General features: G+C 56.7%; 24 protein-coding genes and 1 tRNA gene. 17 read left to right on the forward strand and 8 right to left on the reverse strand.

The features are described 5' to 3' along the window. Window positions 1–23 precede the first annotated feature (23 nt). From rlmH to AC0L6S_RS14145, 4 genes are read right to left on the reverse strand one after another with little or no spacing between them, the layout of a single operon-like run. Window positions 24–476 carry a 23S rRNA (pseudouridine(1915)-N(3))-methyltransferase RlmH gene (gene rlmH, locus AC0L6S_RS14130; RefSeq protein WP_473424662.1) on the reverse strand — a complete coding sequence of 151 codons (453 nt, stop codon included), beginning with the start codon at window positions 474–476 and terminating at the stop codon, window positions 24–26. Window positions 477–489: 13 nt separating this feature from the next. Beyond that, the gene (rsfS, locus tag AC0L6S_RS14135; RefSeq protein WP_473424663.1) at window positions 490–831 is read right to left on the reverse strand and encodes a ribosome silencing factor; all 342 of its coding nucleotides are present in this window, start codon (window positions 829–831) and stop codon (window positions 490–492) included. Window positions 832–873: 42 nt separating this feature from the next. Beyond that, complete coding sequence (gene nadD / locus AC0L6S_RS14140; RefSeq protein WP_473424665.1) at window positions 874–1,533, reverse strand: nicotinate-nucleotide adenylyltransferase; 660 nt, start codon at window positions 1,531–1,533, stop codon at window positions 874–876. Further along, window positions 1,530–2,786 carry a glutamate-5-semialdehyde dehydrogenase gene (locus AC0L6S_RS14145; RefSeq protein ID WP_473424666.1) on the reverse strand — a complete coding sequence of 419 codons (1,257 nt, stop codon included), beginning with the start codon at window positions 2,784–2,786 and terminating at the stop codon, window positions 1,530–1,532. Before AC0L6S_RS14145 ends, nadD begins: the two co-directional genes overlap by 4 nt. A gap of 94 nt (window positions 2,787–2,880) precedes the next feature. On the opposite strand from AC0L6S_RS14145, the gene AC0L6S_RS14150 reads away from it, so the two are divergent. Further along, on the forward strand, window positions 2,881–3,519 hold the full coding sequence (locus AC0L6S_RS14150; RefSeq protein ID WP_473424667.1) for a DsbA family protein: 639 nt from the start codon (window positions 2,881–2,883) through the stop codon (window positions 3,517–3,519). 466 nt (window positions 3,520–3,985) lie between these two features. On the opposite strand, the gene AC0L6S_RS14155 is transcribed toward AC0L6S_RS14150, so the two are convergent. Together AC0L6S_RS14155 and grxD are read right to left on the reverse strand one after the other, a co-directional pair. Next, on the reverse strand, window positions 3,986–4,588 hold the full coding sequence (locus tag AC0L6S_RS14155; protein ID WP_473424668.1) for a peroxiredoxin: 603 nt from the start codon (window positions 4,586–4,588) through the stop codon (window positions 3,986–3,988). 151 nt (window positions 4,589–4,739) lie between these two features. Further along, window positions 4,740–5,069 carry a Grx4 family monothiol glutaredoxin gene (gene grxD, locus AC0L6S_RS14160; RefSeq protein ID WP_473428602.1) on the reverse strand — a complete coding sequence of 110 codons (330 nt, stop codon included), beginning with the start codon at window positions 5,067–5,069 and terminating at the stop codon, window positions 4,740–4,742. Between the two features lie 207 nt (window positions 5,070–5,276). Here grxD and AC0L6S_RS14165 point away from each other — a divergent pair, with 207 nt between their 5' ends. The 9 genes from AC0L6S_RS14165 (at window position 5,277) to AC0L6S_RS14205 (ending at window position 15,616) form a co-directional block, all read left to right on the forward strand. Continuing rightward, window positions 5,277–6,443, forward strand: coding sequence for an acetylornithine/succinylornithine family transaminase (locus tag AC0L6S_RS14165; protein ID WP_473424669.1), 1,167 nt, complete (start codon window positions 5,277–5,279; stop codon window positions 6,441–6,443). A 30-nt stretch (window positions 6,444–6,473) separates the two neighbouring features. Then, window positions 6,474–7,391 carry an ornithine carbamoyltransferase gene (argF, locus tag AC0L6S_RS14170; RefSeq protein WP_473424670.1) on the forward strand — a complete coding sequence of 306 codons (918 nt, stop codon included), beginning with the start codon at window positions 6,474–6,476 and terminating at the stop codon, window positions 7,389–7,391. 443 nt (window positions 7,392–7,834) lie between these two features. Beyond that, window positions 7,835–10,726, forward strand: a complete 2,892-nt coding sequence (locus AC0L6S_RS14175; RefSeq protein WP_473424671.1) for a ribonucleoside-diphosphate reductase subunit alpha — start codon at window positions 7,835–7,837, stop codon at window positions 10,724–10,726. A gap of 58 nt (window positions 10,727–10,784) precedes the next feature. Next, complete coding sequence (locus tag AC0L6S_RS14180; RefSeq protein WP_473424672.1) at window positions 10,785–12,119, forward strand: ribonucleotide-diphosphate reductase subunit beta; 1,335 nt, start codon at window positions 10,785–10,787, stop codon at window positions 12,117–12,119. 24 nt (window positions 12,120–12,143) lie between these two features. After that, window positions 12,144–12,338 (forward strand): hypothetical protein, encoded by a 195-nt coding sequence (locus AC0L6S_RS14185; RefSeq protein ID WP_473424673.1) that lies wholly within the window; start codon window positions 12,144–12,146, stop codon window positions 12,336–12,338. A 481-nt stretch (window positions 12,339–12,819) separates the two neighbouring features. Continuing rightward, window positions 12,820–13,503, forward strand: coding sequence for a hypothetical protein (locus AC0L6S_RS14190; RefSeq protein WP_473424674.1), 684 nt, complete (start codon window positions 12,820–12,822; stop codon window positions 13,501–13,503). Between the two features lie 85 nt (window positions 13,504–13,588). Continuing rightward, a complete protein-coding gene (locus tag AC0L6S_RS14195; RefSeq protein WP_473424676.1) occupies window positions 13,589–14,017 on the forward strand; it encodes a hypothetical protein in 429 nt (142 codons plus the stop codon). Between the two features lie 102 nt (window positions 14,018–14,119). Next, the gene (locus AC0L6S_RS14200) at window positions 14,120–14,701 is read left to right on the forward strand and encodes a hypothetical protein (RefSeq protein ID WP_473424677.1); all 582 of its coding nucleotides are present in this window, start codon (window positions 14,120–14,122) and stop codon (window positions 14,699–14,701) included. Between the two features lie 369 nt (window positions 14,702–15,070). Then, window positions 15,071–15,616, forward strand: coding sequence for a hypothetical protein (locus tag AC0L6S_RS14205; RefSeq protein ID WP_473424678.1), 546 nt, complete (start codon window positions 15,071–15,073; stop codon window positions 15,614–15,616). A gap of 197 nt (window positions 15,617–15,813) precedes the next feature. On the opposite strand, the gene AC0L6S_RS14210 is transcribed toward AC0L6S_RS14205, so the two are convergent. Next, a complete protein-coding gene (locus tag AC0L6S_RS14210) occupies window positions 15,814–16,665 on the reverse strand; it encodes a hypothetical protein (RefSeq protein WP_473424681.1) in 852 nt (283 codons plus the stop codon). Between the two features lie 336 nt (window positions 16,666–17,001). Between AC0L6S_RS14210 and AC0L6S_RS14215 the strand changes: the two genes are divergently transcribed. The 5 genes from AC0L6S_RS14215 to AC0L6S_RS14235 are packed head-to-tail and all read left to right on the forward strand — an operon-like array spanning window position 17,002 to window position 20,119. Beyond that, window positions 17,002–17,442, forward strand: a complete 441-nt coding sequence (locus AC0L6S_RS14215) for a VOC family protein (RefSeq protein WP_473424682.1) — start codon at window positions 17,002–17,004, stop codon at window positions 17,440–17,442. Between the two features lie 47 nt (window positions 17,443–17,489). Then, a complete protein-coding gene (locus tag AC0L6S_RS14220) occupies window positions 17,490–17,984 on the forward strand; it encodes an AAA family ATPase (RefSeq protein WP_473424683.1) in 495 nt (164 codons plus the stop codon). Further along, window positions 17,981–18,232 carry a VF530 family protein gene (locus AC0L6S_RS14225; protein WP_473424685.1) on the forward strand — a complete coding sequence of 84 codons (252 nt, stop codon included), beginning with the start codon at window positions 17,981–17,983 and terminating at the stop codon, window positions 18,230–18,232. The genes AC0L6S_RS14220 and AC0L6S_RS14225 overlap by 4 nt, the downstream gene beginning before the upstream one ends. Further along, complete coding sequence (locus AC0L6S_RS14230; RefSeq protein ID WP_473424687.1) at window positions 18,229–18,873, forward strand: HAD family hydrolase; 645 nt, start codon at window positions 18,229–18,231, stop codon at window positions 18,871–18,873. Before AC0L6S_RS14225 ends, AC0L6S_RS14230 begins: the two co-directional genes overlap by 4 nt. Continuing rightward, a complete protein-coding gene (locus AC0L6S_RS14235) occupies window positions 18,857–20,119 on the forward strand; it encodes a right-handed parallel beta-helix repeat-containing protein (protein ID WP_473424689.1) in 1,263 nt (420 codons plus the stop codon). The genes AC0L6S_RS14230 and AC0L6S_RS14235 overlap by 17 nt, the downstream gene beginning before the upstream one ends. Before the next feature lie 54 nt (window positions 20,120–20,173). Here AC0L6S_RS14235 and AC0L6S_RS14240 read toward each other — a convergent pair whose 3' ends face one another. Continuing rightward, window positions 20,174–20,500, reverse strand: coding sequence for a YqcC family protein (locus tag AC0L6S_RS14240; RefSeq protein ID WP_473424690.1), 327 nt, complete (start codon window positions 20,498–20,500; stop codon window positions 20,174–20,176). Between the two features lie 195 nt (window positions 20,501–20,695). Between AC0L6S_RS14240 and AC0L6S_RS14245 the strand changes: the two genes are divergently transcribed. Both AC0L6S_RS14245 and AC0L6S_RS14250 read left to right on the forward strand, forming a co-directional pair. After that, a tRNA-Gly gene (locus AC0L6S_RS14245) sits at window positions 20,696–20,769 on the forward strand. A gap of 241 nt (window positions 20,770–21,010) precedes the next feature. Continuing rightward, window positions 21,011–22,321 (forward strand): hypothetical protein, encoded by a 1,311-nt coding sequence (locus tag AC0L6S_RS14250; RefSeq protein ID WP_473424692.1) that lies wholly within the window; start codon window positions 21,011–21,013, stop codon window positions 22,319–22,321. The last annotated feature ends 90 nt before the right edge of the window (window positions 22,322–22,411 follow it).

The raw sequence follows: 22,411 nt of genomic DNA on the forward strand, positions 1-22,411 counted from the left end.
GACAGCGTTAATCGGGGTAAACACTAGGCGCGATGATACGGGTGGTTGACGGTAATTGTCCAAGCCCGATACAACTGTTCTGCCAGTACGACCCGCACCAGCGGATGCGGCAGGGTCAGATCACTCAGCGACCAGCGCATATCCGCGCGCGCAAGGCAGGCCTCAGACAAGCCGTCCGGCCCGCCGATCAGGATACTGTAGTTAGCGCCCGACATCTGCCAGGCGTCCAGATGCTGCGCCAGCTTCTCGGTCGACACCCGCTTGCCCTGCACATCCAGCGCCACCACTTTCTCAGCGGCGGGAATATTTTTGAGGATCTGCTCGCCCTCGGCATCGACCGCCCTGCCGCGTTTTGCCAGCGGAATTTCACGCCACACCAGCTTCAGCTCGCGCGGCAGGCGTTTGGTATATTCCTCAATGCCCTGCGCAACCCATGCGGGCATGCGGGTTCCAACGGCGATAACGCTGATGCGCATCAGTGCGGTTTCATCAAGGCGATTGGGGCTCTTCGGGCGCAGTCCACAGGCGTTCCAGATCGTAAAAGTCCCGGGTCGCCGGCAACATGATATGGACAACCACATCACCGAAATCCACCAGCACCCACTCGCCGCCGTCCTCGCCCTCCATACCCATCGGCGCCATGTCCTGCTTCTTGGCTTCCACGGAGACATGGCTGGCCAGCGATTTGACGTGGCGGTTGGAGGTGCCGCTGGCGATCACCATATAGTCCATCACATCCGTCAGCGCGGAAACATCCAGCACAACGGTATTGACGGCTTTGAGATCGTCGAGCGCAGCGACGATAAACTGCGTGAATTGTTCAGATTCCATAGGGCTCATTTACTTGGTGATTCATAGGCAGCAATCCAGTCGTTATCGATAAAGTGTGTTCGTTTGAATATAGTCCAGCACAGACTGCGGCAGCAGATATCGCGCCGAGCGCCCCGCAGCCAGAATTGCGCGGATCTCGGTGGACGATATGGCCAGTGGCCGCAGCTCTTCAACCGCAATACAACCCGCCGGGCTGCGGTGCAAGTTGTTCGAGTCTTCCACCCGGTGATCCTGCAACCAACGGGCGACGTCGCCCTCGCGTGGCAGCTCCCAGCCGGGGCGGGCTATCACCACAATATGGGCCCAGTCCAGCAATTCCTGCCAGCGGTGCCATTTTGATATGCCCAGCACAGCGTCGCAACCGAGCACCATGCACAGGCCAGTACCGGCACCGAGCTCAGCGCGCAAGTCAATCAGGCTGTCTATCATATAGGATTTGCCAGCGCGCTGAAGCTCACGAAGATCGCACGTCAGACGCGGCTCGCCCGCCACCGCGAGCTCAACCATCGCGGCGCGGTGAGCAGCGCTGCACTCGGGTGCTTCACGGTGCGGCGGCCGGGCACTCGGCATCAGGTGCAACTGCGCCAGTTGCAGCCGCTCCACCAACTCCAGCGCGGAGCGCAGGTGTCCGTAGTGCACGGGATTAAAGGTACCGCCAAAAACTCCCACCAGTGGGAGTGTGGACGACCCGGTATCACTCAAGTGCGAATCTGCCCCTCGCCGAGCACCACAAACTTCTGAGTGGTGAGGCCTTCCAGACCGACCGGTCCGCGCGCGTGAATCTTGTCGGTGGAGATGCCGATTTCAGCGCCCAGCCCGTACTCGAAGCCATCGGCAAGCCGCGTGGAAGCGTTGACCATCACCGAACTGGAATCGACCTCGCGCAGGAAGCGCATGGCGCGGCCGTGTTCCTGCGTGATAATGCTGTCGGTGTGCTGCGAACTGTAGGTATTGATGTGCTCGATGGCCTGATCCAGCCCCGCCACCACACGCACCGCCAGTATCGGCGCCAAGTATTCCTCACGCCAGTCCTGCTCACTCGCCTCATTTGCCGCGGGCATCAGCTCGCGCGCGCGCTGGCAGCCGCGCAGTTCCACACCGGCGTCCGCATAGGCCTGCGCGAGCCGCGGCAGCATCGCCGCCGCCTTGGCCTCTGCCACCAGCAGGGTTTCCATCGTGTTGCACGTACCGTAGCGCTGCGTTTTGGCATTTACGGCAATGGTATACGCCATATCGTCATCGGCATAATCGTCGATATACACATGGCACACACCGTCGAGGTGCTTGATGACCGGCACCCTGGCATCTTTGCTGATCCGTTCGATCAGGCCCTTGCCGCCACGGGGCACAATCACATCGACATATTCGGGCATGGCGATCAAATGCCCCACGGCATCCCGGTCCGCCGTCTCCACTACCTGCACCGCCGCCTCGGGCAACCCCGCGGCCTGCAGGCCATGCTGCAGACACGCTGCAATCGCACAGTTGGACGCCAGCGACTCGGAACCGCCGCGCAGAATCGCCGCATTGCCGGATTTGAGGCACAGGCTGGCCGCCTCAACCGTCACATTGGGCCGCGACTCGTAGATGATGCCAATCACCCCCAACGGTACCCGCATACGACCCACCTGAATCCCGCTGGGCATGCTGCGCATATCGGAGATACTGCCGACCGGGTCCGGCAATGCCACCACCTGTCGCAAACCCTCCAGCATCGCATCGATACGTGCCGGAGTCAGCTCCAGCCGGTCCAGCAGGGGTGCATCCAGAGATTTGGCCCGCCCCTGTTCCACATCCTGCCTGTTGGCCTCCATCAGCTGCGCGCGCGCGCCATCGAGGGCATCGTGCACGGCGAGCAGCGCGCGGTTGCGCACCGCAGTCGGCGCCGCTGCCACCGTGCGTGACGCCGCACGTGCGGCGCTGCCCAACTCAACCATGTATTGCTCGACGTTCATTACCCATCTACCGTGAAAATACAAAGCGGCAATTATACCTGATGCGTCAAGCGGATGTGCTAAACTCCAGCCCAAAATTCTCACAGGGACCCCCATGGCCGCGACACCCCGACTGGAGTTCTTTTACGACTGTTCCAGCCCCTGGACCTACTTCGCGTTCACCCGCATTCAGCCCATCATGGAACGGCTGGCACTGCCGATCCACTGGCGCCCGATCCTGGTCGGAGGCGTCTTTAACGTGGTCAACAAGGAGCTGTACGCAGCGCGCGAGGCGATGTTCAACAGCCCCGACAACCCGCGCATGAAATACTTCATCAAGGATATGCAGGACTGGGCCAGGCTCTGCGGCGTGCGCACGACGATGCCCGCAGGCCACCCCATCAGCAGCGTGAAGGCGATGCGCGGCGCATTCTACGCCGAGGAACACGGCGCGCTGGTGCCGTATTCGCGCGAGGTCTTCGCTACCTACTGGGATAGTGACACACCGGATATCGCCAGCGATGAGGTGCTCGCGGCGATCTGCGCGCGGGTGGGGCTGGACTCCACGGGCTTTTTTGCGGCGATTGCCGACCAGAAGTACAAGGACCTGTTGCGCCAGAACACGGATGAGTTGATTGCCCGTGGTGGGTTTGGTTCGCCGACGCTTTTTATCAATGGCGATGATATGTATTTTGGCAATGACCGGCTGGAACTGGTCGAAGCGCGACTTCGGGGATTGCTTCAGGCCTCCTAGAACCCGGTTTCAGAGCCATTGCCACTATCCCGGCACAGTGGGTGAGCGAGCTCGGATCTAGACCCAGATACAAGCATGAATCTGGAGTTGGGCCGTGGTTGCGGCCTGAACTGGGGGCTGGGGGCTAAGCTTGGATCTATCGGAAGTTTGAGCCACTCGAACCCGGAATGCTGATATTTGCCGGTAGATAGTAGGTCGAAGCCTGGGCGTCCTGCCGAAAAATTAGGCCACGCTTAGCGCATTCCCCTCGTTCGGGAGCTTTCTGCGAGCAGTGTTCGAGTCCAGATTTTTGCGCAGCAAAAATTGTCGAGTTGCGCAGCAGCCGAACGAGGGGAATGCGCTGTGGCCTTTTCGGCAGGACGCCCAGGCTTCGACCGACACTGTGGCACCACATTAGACTGCCAACAAGATTCCAAACACAAAAAAGCGGGCACAAGGCCCGCTATTAATCTGAACCTGATTCGCGTTACAGCGCTTCAGCGTTCTCCGCCAGATAGGCAGCAACGCCGTCAGGAGAAGCATTCATGCCCTTGTCGCCTTTGTTCCAACCGGCAGGACATACTTCGCCATGCTCATCAGTGAACTGCAGCGCCTCAACCAGGCGGATCAGCTCGTCGATGTTGCGGCCCAGCGGCAGGTCATTGACCAGTTGTGCGCGTACAGTGCCTTCCGGATCGATCAGGAATGCGCCACGGAAAGCGACGCCACCGGCGCTTTCTACGTCGTATGCGCGACAAATGTCGTGGCCAACGTCAGCCGCCATGGTGTATGTCACCTCGCCGATACCGCCGTCTTTGACGGACGTTTTGCGCCAGGCATTGTGTGTAAACTGAGAATCGATGGATACCGCGACCACCTCAACACCCAGCTCACGGAATTTGTCCATGCGGTGGTCCAGAGCGATCAGCTCAGAGGGACACACGAAGGTGAAATCCAGCGGATAGAAGAAAACCAGGCCGTATTTGCCTGCCATCGCCTCGGAACGCTTGTAGGAATCGACGATTTCTCCCGTACCGAGTACTGCCGCCACATCAAAATCAGGTGCCGGCTTACCAACTAAAACGCCCATCAAGTATTACTCCTCTAGGTTATGCATCAAATTACGCCACCTCTGAATGAGATGGCGCACATGCTAGAATGATACACAGTGCGTTTGGTATCGCCTATTTAATTATAAGCATAGATTTAATAGCGTACGGCTATGGCTGTATCTGATGCCGTTACTCGGCGGCCTGCGCCGGCGCATTTTCCTTGATCAGCGCCAGTAACTCCCCTTTCTCGTGCATCTCGGTGATGATGTCACAGCCGCCTACCAACTCACCGTCGACCCAGAGCTGGGGGAAGGTGGGCCAGTTCGCGTACTGGGGAAGAGTCGCGCGGATGTCGGGGTTGCTCAGGATATCCACGTAGGCGAAGCGCTCGCCGCACTCCATCAGCGCACCCACTGTGCGGGCCGAGAAGCCGCACTGTGGCTGATTGGGGGAGCCTTTCATATAGAGCAGAACCCGGTTTTCAGCGATCTGTTGCTTGATTGTCTCGATAATGTCCATCTGTTGTCCTACCTGTTGTTTCATCATTGGGCCGCACCGCGCTGTATGCGGGGGAGCCGTTGGTTTTCAGCGCACATATTACCCTATTCCTGCACCAAATTGCGCCTATCGCGTGCGTGTGGATTGCCAATCACCCGTCAGCTAGCTATAGTTGACCGTTTCGAGGCAGCTCCCGCTGCCTTTTTGCGTTTTTGGGAGAGCACAAACATGTCGGCGCTGATGCAGACTTACGCCAGATTACCAGTGACATTCAGTCACGGCGAGGGTGTGTACCTTTACGACACTGAGGGCCGCCGCTATCTGGACGGTATATCCGGCATTGCGGTCAATGGCCTGGGCCACGCGCACCCGGCGGTTGTCGAGGCTATCCGGGCGCAGGCCGACAAACTGATTCACAGCTCCAACCTGTACCGCATTGAGGCGCAGGAAGCGCTCGGCGGCGCGCTGACCAAAGTGGCCGGCATGGACAACTGCTTTTTCGGCAACTCCGGTGCCGAGGCCAATGAAGCGGCGATCAAGCTGGCGCGGCTCTACGGGCACGCGCGCGGTATCAAAAAGCCCGCCATCGTGGTGCTTGAAGGGGCTTTCCACGGCCGCACCCTGGCGACACTCAGCGCCACGGGTAACCGCAAGATACAGGCTGGCTTCGAGCCGCTGGTATCGGGCTTTGTGCGGGCGCCGCGCAATGACATCGAAGCACTGCGGCAGATCGCCGCCAACAACCCCGATGTGGTGGCTTTCCTCGCGGAACCGGTACAGGGCGAAAGCGGTGTGCAGCCACTCGATCAGGAGTATCTGCAGGCGGCGCGGGAAATTTGCAGCAGCGAAGACTGGTTACTGATGCTCGATGAGGTGCAGACCGGCAATGGCCGCACCGGCACCTATTTCGCCTATCAGGGTCTCGACCTGATGCCCGACGTCGTCACCACCGCCAAAGGGCTAGGAAACGGTGTCCCCATCGGCGCCTGTCTGGCGCGCGGGGCCGCCGCGCAGGTATTTGGCGCCGGACATCACGGCTCCACCTTTGGCGGCAACCCGCTGGCATGCGCCACTGGCCTAGCGGTTTTGAACACAATAGAACAGGATGGCTTGTGCGCCAATGCCAGCACTATGGGGCAGGTGATCACCGACACCCTGCACGCCGAGCTATCCGGCGCGAAAAACGTCGCGGCCATTCGCGGTAAGGGCCTGATGCTGGGTGTCGAACTGCGCCGGGACTGCGGCGAGTTGGTGCAGCGCGCGATGGATGCCGGCTTCCTGATCAATGTCGCCGGCGGCAATACCGTGCGCTTGCTCCCTCCCCTTGTAATCAGCGAATCTGAAGCCCGCGAGCTGGCTGTCGGTGTCGCTGAACTGATCCGGAATTTTGACTGAAAGAGCCCCTGAGGCTCAACAGGACAGGCCATGTCAGCTATTCGACACTTTTTGACCCTGCTGGATTTCAGCCCGCAGGAACTGCAACAGCTTATCCAGCGCGCGATCGAAATGAAACGCGAGCACCGCGCTGGCGCAGACCAGCGCGCCTTCCCGGGCAGCGTGCTGGCGATGATTTTCTCCAAATCGTCCACGCGTACACGGGTGTCGTTTGAGGCGGGCATCGCGCACCTCGGTGGGCAGGCCATGTTCCTGTCGCCGCACGATACACAACTGGGTCGCGGTGAGCCGATTGAAGACAGTGCCCGCGTGATTTCCTCGATGGTGGATATCGCCGTGATACGCACCTTCGGACACGATATTGTGGAGCGCTTTGCCGCCAATTCGTCGGTGCCGGTGATCAACGCACTGACCGATGATTACCACCCCTGCCAACTGCTGGCCGATATGCAGACATGGATCGAGCAGCGCGGCAGTATCGCCGGCAAGAGCGTGTGCTGGGTGGGAGATGGCAACAATATGTGCCAGTCCTACATCAACGCCGCCAGGCAGTTCGATTTTGAACTGCGTATCGCCTGCCCTCCCGGCTTTGAGCCAAACAGCGAACTGCTGAAAGCAAACCGGGACAGGGTGAGCATCGAGCACGAGCCGGCAGTGGCCGCCAAAGGCGCCGACCTGCTGGTGACCGATGTCTGGGCCTCGATGGGCCAGGAGGAGGAGCAACTGGAACGCGCGCGACTGTTCAAGCCCTATCAGATCAACAGCGAGCTGATGAGCCTGGCGGCCAGTGACGCGCTTTATATGCACTGCCTCCCGGCGCACCGCGGCGAGGAAATCAGTGCCGAGCTGATGGACGCACCCGACACAGTGATCTGGGAAGAGGCCGAAAACCGATTGCATGCGCAAAAGGCGCTGGTAGAGGCGCTGCTGCTGAGCAATCGCGCCTGAGCACCGCTCAGACCGATCAGAATTTGCCGCACAAGACTGGTAGAATTACAATAATTCTAAATTTGATGACGCCGCCGAATCGGGTGAATTTTCCGGCCTGAAAGCACGTCCGGCAAGCAGATAAAGGCCTGCAAGGTAAGTAGGCGCAGACACACAAAACTATCTACAAGTTATCCACAAAATAAACCCAGCCTAATTCCCTTGCAATGCGACTTCCTCCGCATTATCTTGTACCTGAGTGAAGCATATACCCCTATATATTGATATTGGGTGTTGCAGCCAATGTACAAATAAGACGTTTATAAACCTGGCTGCCGGACAGGGATGACCCCCAACCCCCGCCTCAGGGAGATTCTCCCGCAATGTGGCGAAGTACAGTCGGTATATGCAAGCTTCACAAGCGGTCACCCAATAAAGCCAGGAATCGGCACTTCGGAGAGAACATGCAAACAGAGAGCAACCCGGGCGACGCCGCCGTCGCAACAAGCGCAACAAGCACACCACCCCAGCAGACCCCCGCCGCCAGCGGCGCACTCGCAGCTACCGCCCCGGGGCAATTACGCGTCATCAAGCGCAATGGTACCGTCGTACCTTTTGAGGCCAGCAAGATCGCCGTGGCCATCACCAAGGCATTTCTCGCGGTAGAGGGTGGGCAGGCCGCAGCATCCAGCCGCATTCATGAGACAGTGGCCAAGCTGACCGCGATGGTCATGGGCACGTTCCAGCGCCGCATGCCCTCGGGCGGCACCATCCATATTGAAGACATCCAGGATCAGGTAGAGCTGTCGTTGATGCGCGCCGGTGAGCATAAAATCGCCCGCGATTACGTTATCTACCGGGAGCAGCAGGCCCAGAAACGCGCCGCCAAGCAGAACCTGTCACCGGCCACCCAGGAAGCCGCGGGCAACATCTCCGTCATTCAGGCCGACGGCAGCCGTGCACCGCTGGATATTGAGCGTCTGCACACCATCGTCAGCGAGGCCTGCGTCGACCTCGACGATGTCAGCGAGACAGAAATCCTGGATCAGGCCCTGAAGAACCTCTACGACGGCGTCAGCCAGAGCGAGCTGAGCACCTCACTGGTTATCACCGCCCGCACCATGATCGAACAGGAACCCAATTACAGCTTTGTCGCCGCGCGCCTGCTCTGTGACAACCTGCGCAGTGAAGCGCTGGCCTTTCTGGGTGTAGCCGACAGCGCCACCCAGCACGATATGGGCACACTGTACGCCAAGGCACTGCCCGCCTACGTGGCAAAGGGCGTGGAACTTGAGTTGCTGGCTCCCAAGCTGCAGGAATTCGATCTGGAGCAACTGGGCCAGGCACTGCTGCCCGAGCGCGACCTGCAGTTCACCTACCTCGGCCTGCAAACGCTGTACGACCGCTACTTCATCCACAGCGACAATACCCGCATCGAGCTGCCGCAGATATTCTTCATGCGCGTCGCGATGGGCCTCGCCGCTGAAGAAGCCGACAAGAATGCCAGAGCCATCGAGTTCTACCAGCTGCTGTCGTCTTTCGATTACATGAGCTCCACGCCCACCTTGTTCAACGCCGGCACCCTGCGCCCGCAGCTGTCTTCGTGCTACCTCACCACGGTACCCGATAATCTGCACGGCATTTACGGCGCCATTCAGGACAACGCGATGCTCTCCAAGTTTGCCGGGGGCCTCGGCAATGACTGGACACCGGTGCGCGCACTGGGTGCCTACATCAAGGGCACCAATGGCAAATCACAGGGTGTTGTACCCTTCCTCAAGGTGGTGAATGACACCGCTGTTGCGGTCAACCAGGGCGGCAAGCGCAAGGGAGCGGTCTGCGCCTACCTCGAGACCTGGCACCTGGATATCGAAGAGTTCGTGGAACTGCGCAAGAACACCGGTGACGACCGTCGCCGCACCCACGATATGAACACTGCCAACTGGATCCCCGACCTGTTCATGCAGCGGGTGTTCGACGGTGGTGACTGGACGCTGTTCTCTCCCAACGATGTGCCCGAGTTGCACGACCTGTATGGCAAGGCCTTTCAGGAGCGTTACGAGCACTACGAGGAAATGGCGCGCACCGGCAAGCTGAAGCTGCACAAAACGGTGAAAGCCGAGAACCTGTGGCGCAAGATGCTGGGCATGCTGTTCGAAACAGGCCACCCCTGGATGACCTTCAAGGATCCCTGCAACCTGCGCTCACCGCAGCAGCACGTGGGTGTGGTGCACTCCTCCAACCTGTGTACAGAGATTACGCTCAACACCAACAAGGACGAGATCGCCGTCTGCAACCTGGGCTCGGTCAACCTGCCCCAGCATATCGGCGAGAACGGCCTCGATCTGGAGAAACTGCAGCGCACTGTGCGCACCGCCGTTCGCATGTTGGACAACGTGATCGACATCAACTACTACTCGGTGCCGCAGGCCGAGGCCTCCAACTTCAAGCACCGCCCGGTGGGCATGGGCCTGATGGGCTTCCAGGACGCACTGTACAAGCAGCACCTGGCGTACGGCTCGGATGAGGCGGTGCAGTTTGCCGACAACTCCATGGAAGCGATCAGCTACTACGCCATCCAGGCCTCCAGCGAGTTGGCCGCAGAGCGCGGCACCTACTCCAGCTACGAGGGCTCGCTGTGGAGCCAGGGAATCTTCCCGCTGGACTCACTGGACAAGCTGATTGAAGAGCGCGGTGAGAAGTACATCAATGTCGACAAGAGCTCCACACTGGACTGGCCGACTCTGCGCGAGACCGTGAAGGCACAGGGCATGCGCAACTCCAACGTCATGGCGATCGCACCGACGGCGACCATCGCCAATATTACCGGCGTGTCGCAATCCATCGAGCCGACCTACCAGAACCTGTACGTGAAATCGAACCTCTCCGGCGAGTTCACCGTGGTCAACCCCTACCTCGTGCGCGATCTGAAGGCACGCGGCCTGTGGGACCAGGTAATGGTCAACGACCTCAAATACTACGACGGCAGCGTGCAGGCCATCGACCGTATCCCCGAGGACCTGAAAGCCATTTACTCCACCGCCTTTGAGGTGGAGCCGCGCTGGCTGGTGGAATCGGCCAGCCGTCGCCAAAAGTGGATAGACCAGGCCCAGTCGCTGAACCTGTACATTAACAACGCCAACGGCAAGAAGCTGGATATCACCTACCGCATGGCCTGGTACAGCGGCCTGAAAACCACGTACTACCTGCGCTCACTGGCGGCCACCGGCACCGAGAAGTCGACCATCAACACCGGCGCTCTCAATGCCGTGTCAAAAGGTGAGCCCGAAGGTGGCCCGGCACCCGTGCCACAGGCCTGCTCACTGGATGACCCGGACTGCGAGGCCTGCCAGTAGGCGGGCCCACACGGTAACGAGAACTCGGATTACATAAAGACATCAGGAAGGCAATGCAATGTTAAGTTGGGACGATTACCACAAAGACGATGAGGCGCCGAGCAATGCCGCCAAATCCATCAATGCCGCGGCGCTGGACGCCGCAGCCGAACCTGCAGCAAAGCCCGCTGCGCCCGCGCCAGCAGCTGCAGCACCGACTGCACCAGCCGCACAGGCAAAAGTAGAGCACACAGCACCAGACCTCAAGCAGGCTGCCGCGCAACTGGATGAGGCACAGATAGATGCCCAGGCCGCCGCCGAAGCTGTGAAGGCCGCTGAAGACGCTGTCGATCACATGGATGTAGCACCCGGGCTGGAAGCGCTGGAAATGGGCGCTGCCCGTATCTCGGTCGACGAGAAGGCAATGATCAACTGCCGCGCCGACCTCAACCAGCTGGTGCCCTTCAAATACGACTGGGCCTGGCAGAAATACATCGACGGCTGCGCCAACCACTGGATGCCGCAGGAAATCAACATGACCGCCGACGTGGCGACCTGGAAAAACCCTGAGGGCCTGACCGATGACGAGCGCCGCATCGTGCAGCGCAACCTCGGCTATTTCTCCACGGCGGACTCACTGGTAGCCAATAACCTGGTGCTGGCGATCTATCGCCTGATCACCAACCCCGAGTGCCGCCAGTACATTCTGCGCCAGGCCTTCGAGGAAGCCATCCACACCCACGCCTACCAGTACTGCATCGAGTCACTCGGCATGGATGAGGCCGAAGTGTTCAACATGTACCGCGAGATTCCCTCCGTCGCCAAGAAAGCCGCCTGGAGCCTCAGCCACACACACGAGTTGAGCGATCCGAACTTTAAAACCGGCACGCACGAGGCCGACCAGACCCTGCTGCGCAACCTGATCGGCTTCTACGCCGTGACAGAAGGCATCTTCTTCTACTGCGGTTTCACCCAGATCCTCTCCATGGGCCGCCGCAACAAGATGACCGGCGTGGCCGAACAGTTCCAGTACATTCTGCGCGATGAGTCCATGCACCTGAACTTCGGCATCGACGTCATCAACCAGATCAAACTGGAAAACCCGCACCTGTGGACCAAGGAATTCCAGCAGGAGTCTATCCAGATGATTGTGGAAGGCACCCAACTGGAAATTGAATACGCCCGCGACACCATGCCGCGCGGCGTACTCGGCATGAATGCAGCGATGATGGAAGAATACCTGCACTTCATCGCCAACCGACGCCTGTCGCAACTGGGGCTGCCTGAGCAGTATCCGGGTGCACAGAATCCATTCCCCTGGATGTCGGAGATCATGGACTTGCGCAAAGAGAAAAATTTCTTCGAAACACGAGTCATCGAATACCAGACAGGCGGCGCCCTCACCTGGGATTGATACGCACGAATAGAGGAATCTCACATGGCGAGTAACGACAAGACGCAGACAGAAACCGAAACCATCCTGATGGCGCTGGACCAGATCAGCCAGACCATCGATGTGATGACCAGTGTCGTCGGCCGGCTGCGTAATTATATGCAGCAGCAGGAAGCGGCCGCCGCTGATCAGAACAAGGAACTGCAGGCAGAGATGCGCGGGGATCGGATACTGCATTAGGAAGACACGGCCCCGACTGGTCTAGTGGATCAGTCGGGACTGAACACTAATTATGGCCGGGTAGCGGTTGGTTATTCTGACTGCCTGTTAATCTGCCGAAGAAACACCCACCAAGACTAGTTTAGCCAGTGATTCGAGATGGACCTCGTGATGACTCTACTCCCAACACATTTTAACTCCATAGCTAAAACTGGGCCTGAATCTTCAAGCGCACCGGTTGCCCTAATGGCGTCTCGCTACAATGCTGAGTCGTTGCTTGGAGCAAGGAGACCGAGAGGTCGCGGCGCCATGGCGTTGATAGTATTTTGGGCATGGTTGGTATGCAGTTGTGGCTACATTCGAAAATACATCGCTAGATATGGACATGGTTACTAGTCACCCATGGCTACATGCACCTCCACATAGCTAGATGTAGGCAGGGTGCTTACATTTAGCTATAACATACACTTCACTGTTATCTGTCAAGTTAGGATCATCTGAGATGTGGAGACGCCAAGAAGAGTCTGATCCAAATGGACGTTTGAATCCAAAACCTCCAGCGTTATTGGAGAACCTGAAGTGGCTCTGGCTTTACGGTTGGAATCACAAAAGATGGATCGTTCTGGCAATTGCGCTAGTATTTCTTTGGAAGTATGCGGTGCCTTGGTTTAGTCAAGATGAAACCGGGGGAGATTTAGCGAATGTCAGCGCGAAAATCCTGCTTGAGCCCGAAATAAATAGTCCTATCAAACATGCCGAAGAGTCCAAGGTAAGGACAGCGCCTGACAGAACACCAACTGACAATTGCCTAGCTACCGGTGAGCAGCCTGCCGAAATACTTGCCGAACTAGATGAGCACTATGGATCTAGGCGAGATAGCTTCGCTAAGGCAATATACATAGACAAGTGGATATGTGAGTCCGATTGGGCTGGCAAGGTTGTGTCTCTCCCTAGCCGAGGTATTCCACTTTTGGATGATTGGCTTATCGGAGTTAGCATCGAGAGTACAGCGTCAAGCATACCTACACTGGTTCTTGTTCATTCAAAAATGGATGCCTCTGTTTTGAGACCCGGTATGCGAGTCATGTTATATGGGCGCATTAGCAGAGTGTCATTGACAGATATCACCCTAAAGGACGGCATATTCGAAGTGGTTGAGAAAGGGGCTGCTTCCAATGACACATAACAAGTCAAGACAGCAGGGGTGCTTCGCGTCGGGACGGCCTTACGGCCGCTCCTGTTTGAAGCGTTATGTGCCCTAGGAGAATCATATGCCATCTATGAAATTGACTGGAGTCTTTTTGTCTGTCCATGGTGTGGGGGCCAAGTACGCTCTGCGATACACAATTGGGGCATTTCAAGAACGCTACGATGTGCACCGCCCTTGGGAGAAAATCGATATCGTCCGCGAGCTTATTAAAATCCTCGACAAAGAATCTGATAGTTTCTTGAAGATGTTCTCCACCGTCGATGAAGAACACTTTAAGGAAAGTTCCCACCGTACACGGCACTATATCTCTAAGGAATTGAACCAGCTTTATCCCGACAAAGACGAGAAATTTTGCAGGAAGTACTCTTTTCAATACAAAGGATACTGGATCGGGACCAATATAGGTGCAAAGGAGATTACGCAGTATGTACGAGAAATGTGTGAGGCCGGCAATCTTTCCTATGGCACCTGGAGCGACCTCAGGCTTTGAGCATATAGCAAGTAAGGGTTTGGGACGCCGAAACCGGCGCCCTGGCCTTAGGCGTTAACTGCCGATATGAGTGCCAGACCTATCCAAATGTACGCAGATGTAATGCGTGAAATAAAACGTAGAACAGAAGTTGCCCACTATTTCATGCGTGGACCAGGGAATGCCCTCTATCACCCAACTACGCTAGAGAGTATTTGCCTTCAAATTCGTAAAATACTTGAGCTGATAGCGATGGCTTCACTGGTCGCCAATAAAGCCGAGTGTGAGAAAATACACTCTAACTTTCAGAAGCATTGGAATGCAGAATTGCTACTGAAAGATCTTGAACGCGCAAATCCTGATTTCTACCCTAAGCCAATCCTAGAAAGACCTTCGAGTCAGCCGGGAGTTAAATCGGATTTTGAAGACGTTGTACTTGGTGTTCTGACTAAAAAGGAATTTGTAAAAGCCTACAAGAAGTGCGGTGCTCTTCTCCATGCTGACAACCCTCTGGGAACGAAAAGCAACTACAACTACTATGAAAAATCTCTCCCCGAGTGGCTAGACCAGATCGTAAAGCTACTAAATAGCCACACAGTGAGGCTAAAAGGTCACGATGGTTTTTGGCTAATTCACATGAAGGAAGCGCGTGATGATGAAGTACATTACTATGAATTTTCTAAAGCCGAACTGGTCGACAGCTAACAAGTCAAGCTCAAGGGGTCAGAGTCCATGAAAACAGTAGAAGGACGCGGGAATCTCACTTAGACCTCAGAATTACGTGTAACGGATTTCGCCATATTCAATACCCATATGTTATTAACCCAGGCTGCTTAAACCCTTGAAACGTTTCCGCGGATACGTTTCTGTCTCCTCTCCCGATAGCGGGCATAGCCAGCTTGGTAGCGCCAACGTCCCACCACGGCTAACAAGCGACACTACTCAATTAGATGAGCAGACAGCCCGGCGAGCTGCTCTGCGCTAGGTGTGATCAACAGTAGAACCAGAAATCGCTTCCTTTCCAAAGGTTGGCTCTATAAGCTGACGATCTTAGAACCTAGAGCCAGCGAAATTATGAATACAGTTGTTAAATGGAAAAAGAGTCTGTTACCTGTGGTTGCTTGTCTGTCGATGTCTGCACCAATGGCCTTTGGTGCAATTCAACAACATACCTTCGCCATAATTGGAAGCAACGGGGAGACGGGCTCTGGAACATTTACTTGGGATGATGCTGTCGTGCCTAATGGCACGCCGCTGAACGAAGATACCGAATCCCTGTCCTCCAACGTACTCTCGGTGAACATCGCGATGGCGGGCGGGGACGTAGTAGCGGGTAGCACGACGTTTAGCAGGGCGGATTGTGTGGGTGCTGTACTTAGGGTTACGCCTGACTTTCTCGTTGATAACAACTGGTGGTGTGATAACGGCACTGACACGCTTGAAGGAATTGGGCCCTACGAAAATCGCTTGAACGGCTCGTCTGTTTTGGGCTTTTCGCTGGGAACGACGGTCGCAGTGCCATCCGCGCCCACATCGATCCCCGTAAGTCCCCTGTGGATGCTTGGCCTCCTTGCAGGGCTACTTACACTGGTAGGGTCTCGAAAGTTGCGCCAGGATTGAACCTCAGATTTACGCGCTACATTTGCGGCCGGTACCTATATCCGTATGTTATTACCCCTTGCTGCTTATACCTCGAACGCGTTTCCGCGGAAACGTTTTCGGGGTATAAAAAATAGTATTTTTATACAGTGACTACGACATAGCAGCTGCCACGTTACAGGGCAGTTATACTCTGCACCCGAAGACTATTCAGGCGCCTACTTACTTTCAACAATAATGAAGTTTTGATCGGCCTCGCTCCATTCTATAACGACGCTTTGCCCTGGCTGTGGGAAGTCAGGCACTTCGTACTCTCCAGTGAGGCCCGTTACAAAGGCTTCACCAAGACCGTTCACTTCGAAGCTTACTTCCGATACCCGACGGCCATCGATAAACGTTTCCATGGTATGCGTGCCGTGGCCCAGCGAACCCCAGGCGAACACTGCACCGTAGCCGTTGTTATCATCACCGCAAATAGCATTGGTATCTGTACGGATTGAACCGTAGGGAATCGGCATGCGCGGTAAATCATCAAACTGCACCTCCACGGTCTTTGCATCGCATGCCCAACCGCGAATTAGCCCTACACCGCTTTGTATTGATCCCTCTGCCGGCGTCTCGGCCCAGGAAAAATGGTTGGCGGCAGATACACCAACATCGAATTCCCAGAGCAAGTTTTGTTCGTCAAATGGGAGATGCTCGTCCGAAAATGCCTCCATGTACACCGAAACATGTAAGGCGTCAGACCGGGGAAGGATTCCAATAGGTATTACATAGGTGCCCGGCACGGGGCACAGAAAGCCAACGTCCCCGATATTCAGGGACACGTCTAATGTCTGGCGAACGCTGTCGATCTGAATCGCATTGGGCGCTACGTAGACGCAACTCTCGTGGCTAACACGTAGATAGGTCATCGAGGAGGAGCTGATGTTGACGGGCTCAAACTCCATTTTGAGATAGGAATTACCAAACCCTGTATTAATTTCGTCCTCGAATGTTTGCGCGAATGAAAAGCGGGCAAGCACAACCAGGGTGATCAAAAGAAACAGCGTAGCAGCGTTTTTCATCATATTGTTACCGCATTTCAGCCTGCACTGAGGAGACAGACGTTAGTTCAGCCTGGCACGATGCCGTCGATATTATAGATTGCTAAATTAGCATAGCTGAACACCTGTCGATATCAATATTCAAGTTGTCTATTCAAGGGGTCAGAGTACTTGAAAATATATCCCGGAATACCGGGGGCCTGGCCTCCCAGGCCCCGCGAGTCTATACGACTGTGAACTTGCACAGGTTCGGCAATCCCCAAAAGAAAGAGCGCTAAAGGAAATTCCTGCGCAGACCTCAACTACACCAATTGTACGGAGATGGGTTAAAGTACTCGCAGGGAATTTCGAGAGGCTGTCATGATTACAAATTTCGACCACGTTACGGTAGTAGTAACCGATGTAGCCAAAGCCAAATCTTTTTTTGCTCTGCTAGGTTTTGAAGAGGATAAATCCGTGGTTATCACGGGAGAGGTTATGTCCGACTATATGGGCGTCGACGGGATTGAGGCGGAGCACCATACACTGGTCTTGCGGGATTCCTCACCCCGGCTGGAAGTACAGTTACTGAAATATCTCAAGCCCGAGCCACTACCCCATCCAGAGCTCACTACGCTGCGAAGCATTGGCTTTAACCATATCTGCTTCGCGGTAGACGATCTGGATCAACAGCTGCAAGCGATGGTCGCGGCTGGATTTGGAGCGAGAAACAGCGTGATGAATTTCCATGATCGCAAACTGGTGTTCCTCGATGGGCCGGATGGTATTACGGTGGAGCTCGCTCAGTGGGTCCGGGACTGACCTACTGCTGCACTACAACTAATAACTGACGTTTAAGGAAGCGATCTTTGAGTAAAATTCTGGTATTTGGCAATTCCGGTTCGGGTAAATCCACACTGGCGAAGCAGCTCTACAATGAACGCGGGCTGGCGCACCTGGATCTGGACACACTGGCCTGGCTGCCGACCAACCCGCCGCAGCGTAAGCCGCTGGCCGACTCCCGCGCCGAAATTGAGGCGTTTATTCAGTCCTACGACACCTGGGTCATTGAGGGTTGTTATGCCGATCTGCTCGAGGTCGCGGCACCGCAGGCGACCGAGGCCATCTTTATGAACCTGCCTGTGGCACTGTGTATCGAGAATGCCCGGAAGCGTCCGTGGGAGCCGCACAAGTATGCCTCCAAGGAAGAGCAGGACGCGAACCTTGAAATGCTGGTCGAGTGGATCGCACAATACCCGGAGCGACAGGACGTTTTTTCCGAGGCCGCGCACACTGCTCTGTATCAGAATTTTGTCGGCCGCAAGCGCCTGTATACCAGTAATGAGCGGGCGGAGAATGCATGAGTGAGAAGCAGGCCAACAACCCTCTACACGGCCTGACACTGGAGGTTATCGTCACCCAACTGGTGGAACACTACGGCTGGGATGATCTGGGTCGGAAGATAACTATACGCTGTTTTCAGAATGACCCGTCGATCAAGTCATCGCTCAAGTTTCTACGCAAAACCCCGTGGGCGAGAGACAAAGTCGAAGCCCTTTATCTCTCTACATTCGCAAAGCCATCTCCCTGGGGTAAATTTACCCAATCATGAAACGTTATCTGCTGCTGGACAACGACGGGGTACTGGTCGATACCGAGTATTGGTATTTTAAAGCCACGCAACGCGCACTGGCTGAACTCGGCGTTTCACTGGAGCAGAAGCACTATTTGCAGCGCATGGTGCACGGCCTCTCCAGTTGGGAACTGGCTGAAGCGGCGGGTATTGAGCGCGAACGGATCAGCGAGAAACAGGCCGAGCGCAACGCCTATTACTCGGCCTACCTGACACACGAGGCAATCGAAATCCCCGGCGTGGAAGCAGTGCTGCAGGTACTGTCTGCGAGCCACAAAATGGCGATTGTCACGACATCGACCCGGCCCCATTTTGAGGCGATTCACAACAACCGCAACCTCGTCCCGTATATGGCATTCGTACTCACGCGCGAAGACTATGTCTCCTCCAAGCCCGACCCTGAACCGTATCTGCTCGCCGTGGAAAAGTTTGGTGCCCGCGCAGAGGAATGCCTGGTAGTCGAGGATTCTCAGCGCGGCTTGCAAGCGGCGCTGGCCGCGGGCATCGATTGCGCAGTCGTCCACAATGCCTTCACCGCACAGCACGATTTCACAGGGGCGAAGTACCGGCTGAACGCCCTGGACGAACTGCCGGAGCTCCTGAATGACCTGCGCGATTAACGGCCGTCACCGGCCGTACCGAAAAGGTTTGCGTGGCTGCCTGCTCACCCTGCTGTGCATTCTCACATTCCCGGGTATTGCAATTACTCCGGCCTTCGCAGAGCCTGAACAGGTCGATGTTACGCCCGCCGAGATCAGCGCGACCACCATTTTGCGGGTCGGCCCCACGCGCTGGTTGAGAACCCCCGGTGCCGCCGCACGCGTGGCCAGACCCGGCGACACCATCGAGATCGACGCGGCCACCTATCACAATGACTTCGCCGAGTGGCGGCAGGACAACCTCACCATTCGCGGCGTGGGCGGCATGGCCCATCTACAGTCGAGCGGCCTGATCCCTAACGGCAAGGCTATCTGGCTGATCAGCGGCAATAACACCGTGGTGGAGAATGTGGAATTCTCTGGCGCGCGGGTTGCCGATACCAATGGCGCGGGTATCCGGCACGAGGGCGGCAACCTCACACTGCGCAACACCTACTTCCACCACAATGAATTTTCCGTACTCACCGGCGCCTTTCCCGACGCCAGCCTGGAGGTATTCTCCTCGCGCTTTCACTTTCAGAAGCGCGAGGGCACGTTCAGCCACGGGATATATGTGGGCGGGCTGGGGCGCTTCACCATCAGCGGCAGCCATTTCACCGGTACGGATCGCGGCCACCACATCAAATCGCGCGCGCTGGAAAACCACATCACGTATAACCGGGTCGAAGACGTCGAGGATGGCACTGCCAGCCGCCTGATCGATCTGCCCAACTGCGGCCTGAGCTACATCATCGGCAACGATATGGCACAGGCGGCCACAACAGAGAACTTTGATGCAATAGGCTACGGAGCGGAGGGCTGCGAGAGCCGCACGGCAGAGCAGCAACGCCTGTTTGTCATCAACAACACCTTCGTCAATGAGGCCATTGCGGGCGCCCTGGTAAGAAACCACGCGGCTGCGGATGTACTGGTCGCCAACAACCTGCGCTTTGGCCGGGGGTATTTCCTGATTGGCGAGGGAGTGACAGAGCACAATATCGCGCTGAATCTGAATGCCCGACTTCCGGGAAGCTGGGAGGCTCCTGCAGGCTCTGCGGCTGTCGATTCAGCGATAGCGCTTTCCCACCGGGCGGAAGCCAATTACCTGATACCGACGGAACAATTCAAGCCTCCGCTCGGTACCGCCGCCCGCCCCCATTACAACGCGCTTGATACAGGCTCGCGTGAATACACTGATAAAGCCGCCACCAGTGAGATATCGCGGTAAGCGGGCACTGCACTCACAGCAGGCTTCGCCGGAGCAGCAATTGTGCCCCGCTGTTCAGATGTGCGCGCCGCCACTCAATAGTGTATCGACCTTGCGCAGGGATCGCTCCAACTCTGCGCTATTGATACCTGTACCGCGAAAATACTCCTGAGCCATCGGCTCAATTCCGCTGCGGGCAGGCAGCGGCTTGCCCTCCTCCATCAGGCAGTACAGCGTGGGCAGGAAAATAAACTGCAGCCACTGCGGGAAGGTCAACGTATCCACACAGAAAGGCTGTTCCGAGGCCAGCGCAGCGGCACTGGGCGGCACCGTGTCCCACTGTCCCAACTGGCGTAGCTGCGCTTCGATATCGATCAGTACTACGGCGATTTCTGTCTGCATGGTTACCTGTTTACCACGGGTGGCCGAGGCGTTCTGCCAGCATCTCTGGCAGACCAGCGCCCCAGCCTCATAACTGCGCGAGATAGTAACCGATAGCAGCGCAAGGAACAGCTTTTGCTTTGACGCAATTCAATTATAAGGATACGCTTGCGCTGCCGTCGGCACCTGGCAGCCGATACGGCCAACGTCAGGAATGCGGGTGTAGTTCAATGGTAGAACGGCAGCTTCCCAAGCTGCATACGTGGGTTCGATTCCCATCACCCGCTCCACCTCGGCACCAGCACTTCACCGCAAGAACCATCCCGCTCTGCACGCGAACGCCAATGGCAATATGTCCGGTTTCACACGATTATAAATGCGTTAGAATGCCCGCCAACCGCAACTCGCGTTATCCGTGAAGTACACTCGAAACACCGGGAGAGCACATAAAAACATGGGCATGCTGACGAAACCTGGCGGCAGAGGTAGGGTACAAAATAGCGAATTGGCGACCAGCTCCGCGCACACACTGTGAGTTTGAGTCGTTTTGCAGTTCTCGCTTCGATCCTTCTGATCGCCATGGGCGCTTCGGCGGGTAACCCCGACGACCTCACTTGCGCAGAGTCCAGTACGCCATTCCCCAACCCCGCGATCAAGTTTCACGTTTGTAACTACAAAATCAACGATACCTATGGCCCGGCCGGCTTCAACATGAGCTACCCTGTTGGCTTTCTGGTGCCCACGGCAACCGGGCAGTACCCCATTGTTCTGCACTGGGATGGTTACGGCAACGCGAGCAACTGCCCAACCTGGGATTTTTCCAAAGCGGGCCAAATCATTGTCAAAAACTGCAACGACTATTACCCGACAGCGGCAACGCATATGGTAGACGGTGTGACACCCTGGGGCTTTGGGGGGCCGTTCTTCGGCAACTCGCCCGCCCAGCGCTACACCACTGCAGTGCGAAAAATCGATCAACTCTGGGGCGATAGTGTCGACCGGGGTGCCGGGCTGACGTTGAAAGGCAACAGTTATGGCGCATCGACCTCGCTGCTGCAGCCATTGATGTTCGGACTTGTCGATCCGGAAGTCCAGGCCAGGATCACCAAGATCAACGCCGGCCAGGCTCCAATGGGATTCCTCGACGAAGGCGGCCTCTATCAGGAGACCAACAATATCCAGGTAGCGTGGGATGGCTTCGACACCTCGAAAGCTGACCACGAACTGCAGGCCGAGCAGCTCAAATTCATGTATTTCTTTTTGCAGGGGAGCCCGGCGGACGTCGTGGTTTTCTTCCATCAGGATTGGCTGCAACGTGTTTGTGACGAGCACCGCCTCTCCTGCTACGCCCTGTGGCACGATTGTGGCCACGCGTTACCCAACGCATCCTGTGCTGCCAACCTGCCCTACAACGAGATGTTTGCCGCATCCAACCAGGACGTGAGGTTGGACGACCCGTTCATTGTCGCGTTCACGGAGTCCACAGCGAATATCTGGGGCGCTATGGGTGGTTATAACATCGGCCTGGCCTGGGACAGCCGAACCATGACAACCACAGAGTACAGCGCACAGGTCGACATACGGTATTCAGCGCTGACCGATATACACGAGGACATAGAGGATCAACCCACAGAAGCGAGCGTCAAGGTCACGTTGCGCACACGACCATCCAGTCTACTGAACCTGGAGCTGGGTGATCTCATCGAGTGGTCGCTAGACGGAGTAACAGGACAAGCGGTGGTACTGGTTCCCGGAGAAGTCACTCTTCCTGTGACGCTGCAGAGCAAAACTGCCTACAGCACCCTGACGGTGACCAAGACAGGCCGCATTCCCGGATGTTGAGACAGCGCATAATCCTCTGTCACACGTGATGTATAATTCCACATCCCAGAAACCTGGCGGGCTCATTACACAAATGAATGGCGCGTATTC

Source organism: Halioglobus sp. D3-4 (assembly GCF_055809315.1).

What these genes read in the sequence shown, in the direction of transcription:
- AC0L6S_RS14225 (WP_473424685.1), top strand. Translation starts at nt 17,981, where the DNA reads ATGAGTGAGAAGCAGGCCAACAACCCTCTACACGGCCTGACACTGGAG.
- AC0L6S_RS14230 (WP_473424687.1), top strand. Translation starts at nt 18,229, where the DNA reads ATGAAACGTTATCTGCTGCTGGACAACGACGGGGTACTGGTCGATACC.
- argF (WP_473424670.1), top strand. Translation starts at nt 6,474, where the DNA reads ATGTCAGCTATTCGACACTTTTTGACCCTGCTGGATTTCAGCCCGCAG.
- AC0L6S_RS14210 (WP_473424681.1), bottom strand. Translation starts at nt 16,665, where the DNA reads ATGATGAAAAACGCTGCTACGCTGTTTCTTTTGATCACCCTGGTTGTG.
- AC0L6S_RS14205 (WP_473424678.1), top strand. Translation starts at nt 15,071, where the DNA reads ATGAATACAGTTGTTAAATGGAAAAAGAGTCTGTTACCTGTGGTTGCT.
- AC0L6S_RS14215 (WP_473424682.1), top strand. Translation starts at nt 17,002, where the DNA reads ATGATTACAAATTTCGACCACGTTACGGTAGTAGTAACCGATGTAGCC.
- AC0L6S_RS14175 (WP_473424671.1), top strand. Translation starts at nt 7,835, where the DNA reads ATGCAAACAGAGAGCAACCCGGGCGACGCCGCCGTCGCAACAAGCGCA.
- rlmH (WP_473424662.1), bottom strand. Translation starts at nt 476, where the DNA reads ATGCGCATCAGCGTTATCGCCGTTGGAACCCGCATGCCCGCATGGGTT.
- grxD (WP_473428602.1), bottom strand. Translation starts at nt 5,069, where the DNA reads ATGGACATTATCGAGACAATCAAGCAACAGATCGCTGAAAACCGGGTT.
- rsfS (WP_473424663.1), bottom strand. Translation starts at nt 831, where the DNA reads ATGGAATCTGAACAATTCACGCAGTTTATCGTCGCTGCGCTCGACGAT.
- AC0L6S_RS14235 (WP_473424689.1), top strand. Translation starts at nt 18,857, where the DNA reads ATGACCTGCGCGATTAACGGCCGTCACCGGCCGTACCGAAAAGGTTTG.
- AC0L6S_RS14145 (WP_473424666.1), bottom strand. Translation starts at nt 2,786, where the DNA reads ATGAACGTCGAGCAATACATGGTTGAGTTGGGCAGCGCCGCACGTGCG.
- AC0L6S_RS14190 (WP_473424674.1), top strand. Translation starts at nt 12,820, where the DNA reads ATGTGGAGACGCCAAGAAGAGTCTGATCCAAATGGACGTTTGAATCCA.
- AC0L6S_RS14180 (WP_473424672.1), top strand. Translation starts at nt 10,785, where the DNA reads ATGTTAAGTTGGGACGATTACCACAAAGACGATGAGGCGCCGAGCAAT.
- AC0L6S_RS14185 (WP_473424673.1), top strand. Translation starts at nt 12,144, where the DNA reads ATGGCGAGTAACGACAAGACGCAGACAGAAACCGAAACCATCCTGATG.
- AC0L6S_RS14150 (WP_473424667.1), top strand. Translation starts at nt 2,881, where the DNA reads ATGGCCGCGACACCCCGACTGGAGTTCTTTTACGACTGTTCCAGCCCC.
- AC0L6S_RS14195 (WP_473424676.1), top strand. Translation starts at nt 13,589, where the DNA reads ATGCCATCTATGAAATTGACTGGAGTCTTTTTGTCTGTCCATGGTGTG.
- AC0L6S_RS14165 (WP_473424669.1), top strand. Translation starts at nt 5,277, where the DNA reads ATGTCGGCGCTGATGCAGACTTACGCCAGATTACCAGTGACATTCAGT.
- AC0L6S_RS14200 (WP_473424677.1), top strand. Translation starts at nt 14,120, where the DNA reads ATGCGTGAAATAAAACGTAGAACAGAAGTTGCCCACTATTTCATGCGT.
- AC0L6S_RS14240 (WP_473424690.1), bottom strand. Translation starts at nt 20,500, where the DNA reads ATGCAGACAGAAATCGCCGTAGTACTGATCGATATCGAAGCGCAGCTA.
- AC0L6S_RS14155 (WP_473424668.1), bottom strand. Translation starts at nt 4,588, where the DNA reads ATGGGCGTTTTAGTTGGTAAGCCGGCACCTGATTTTGATGTGGCGGCA.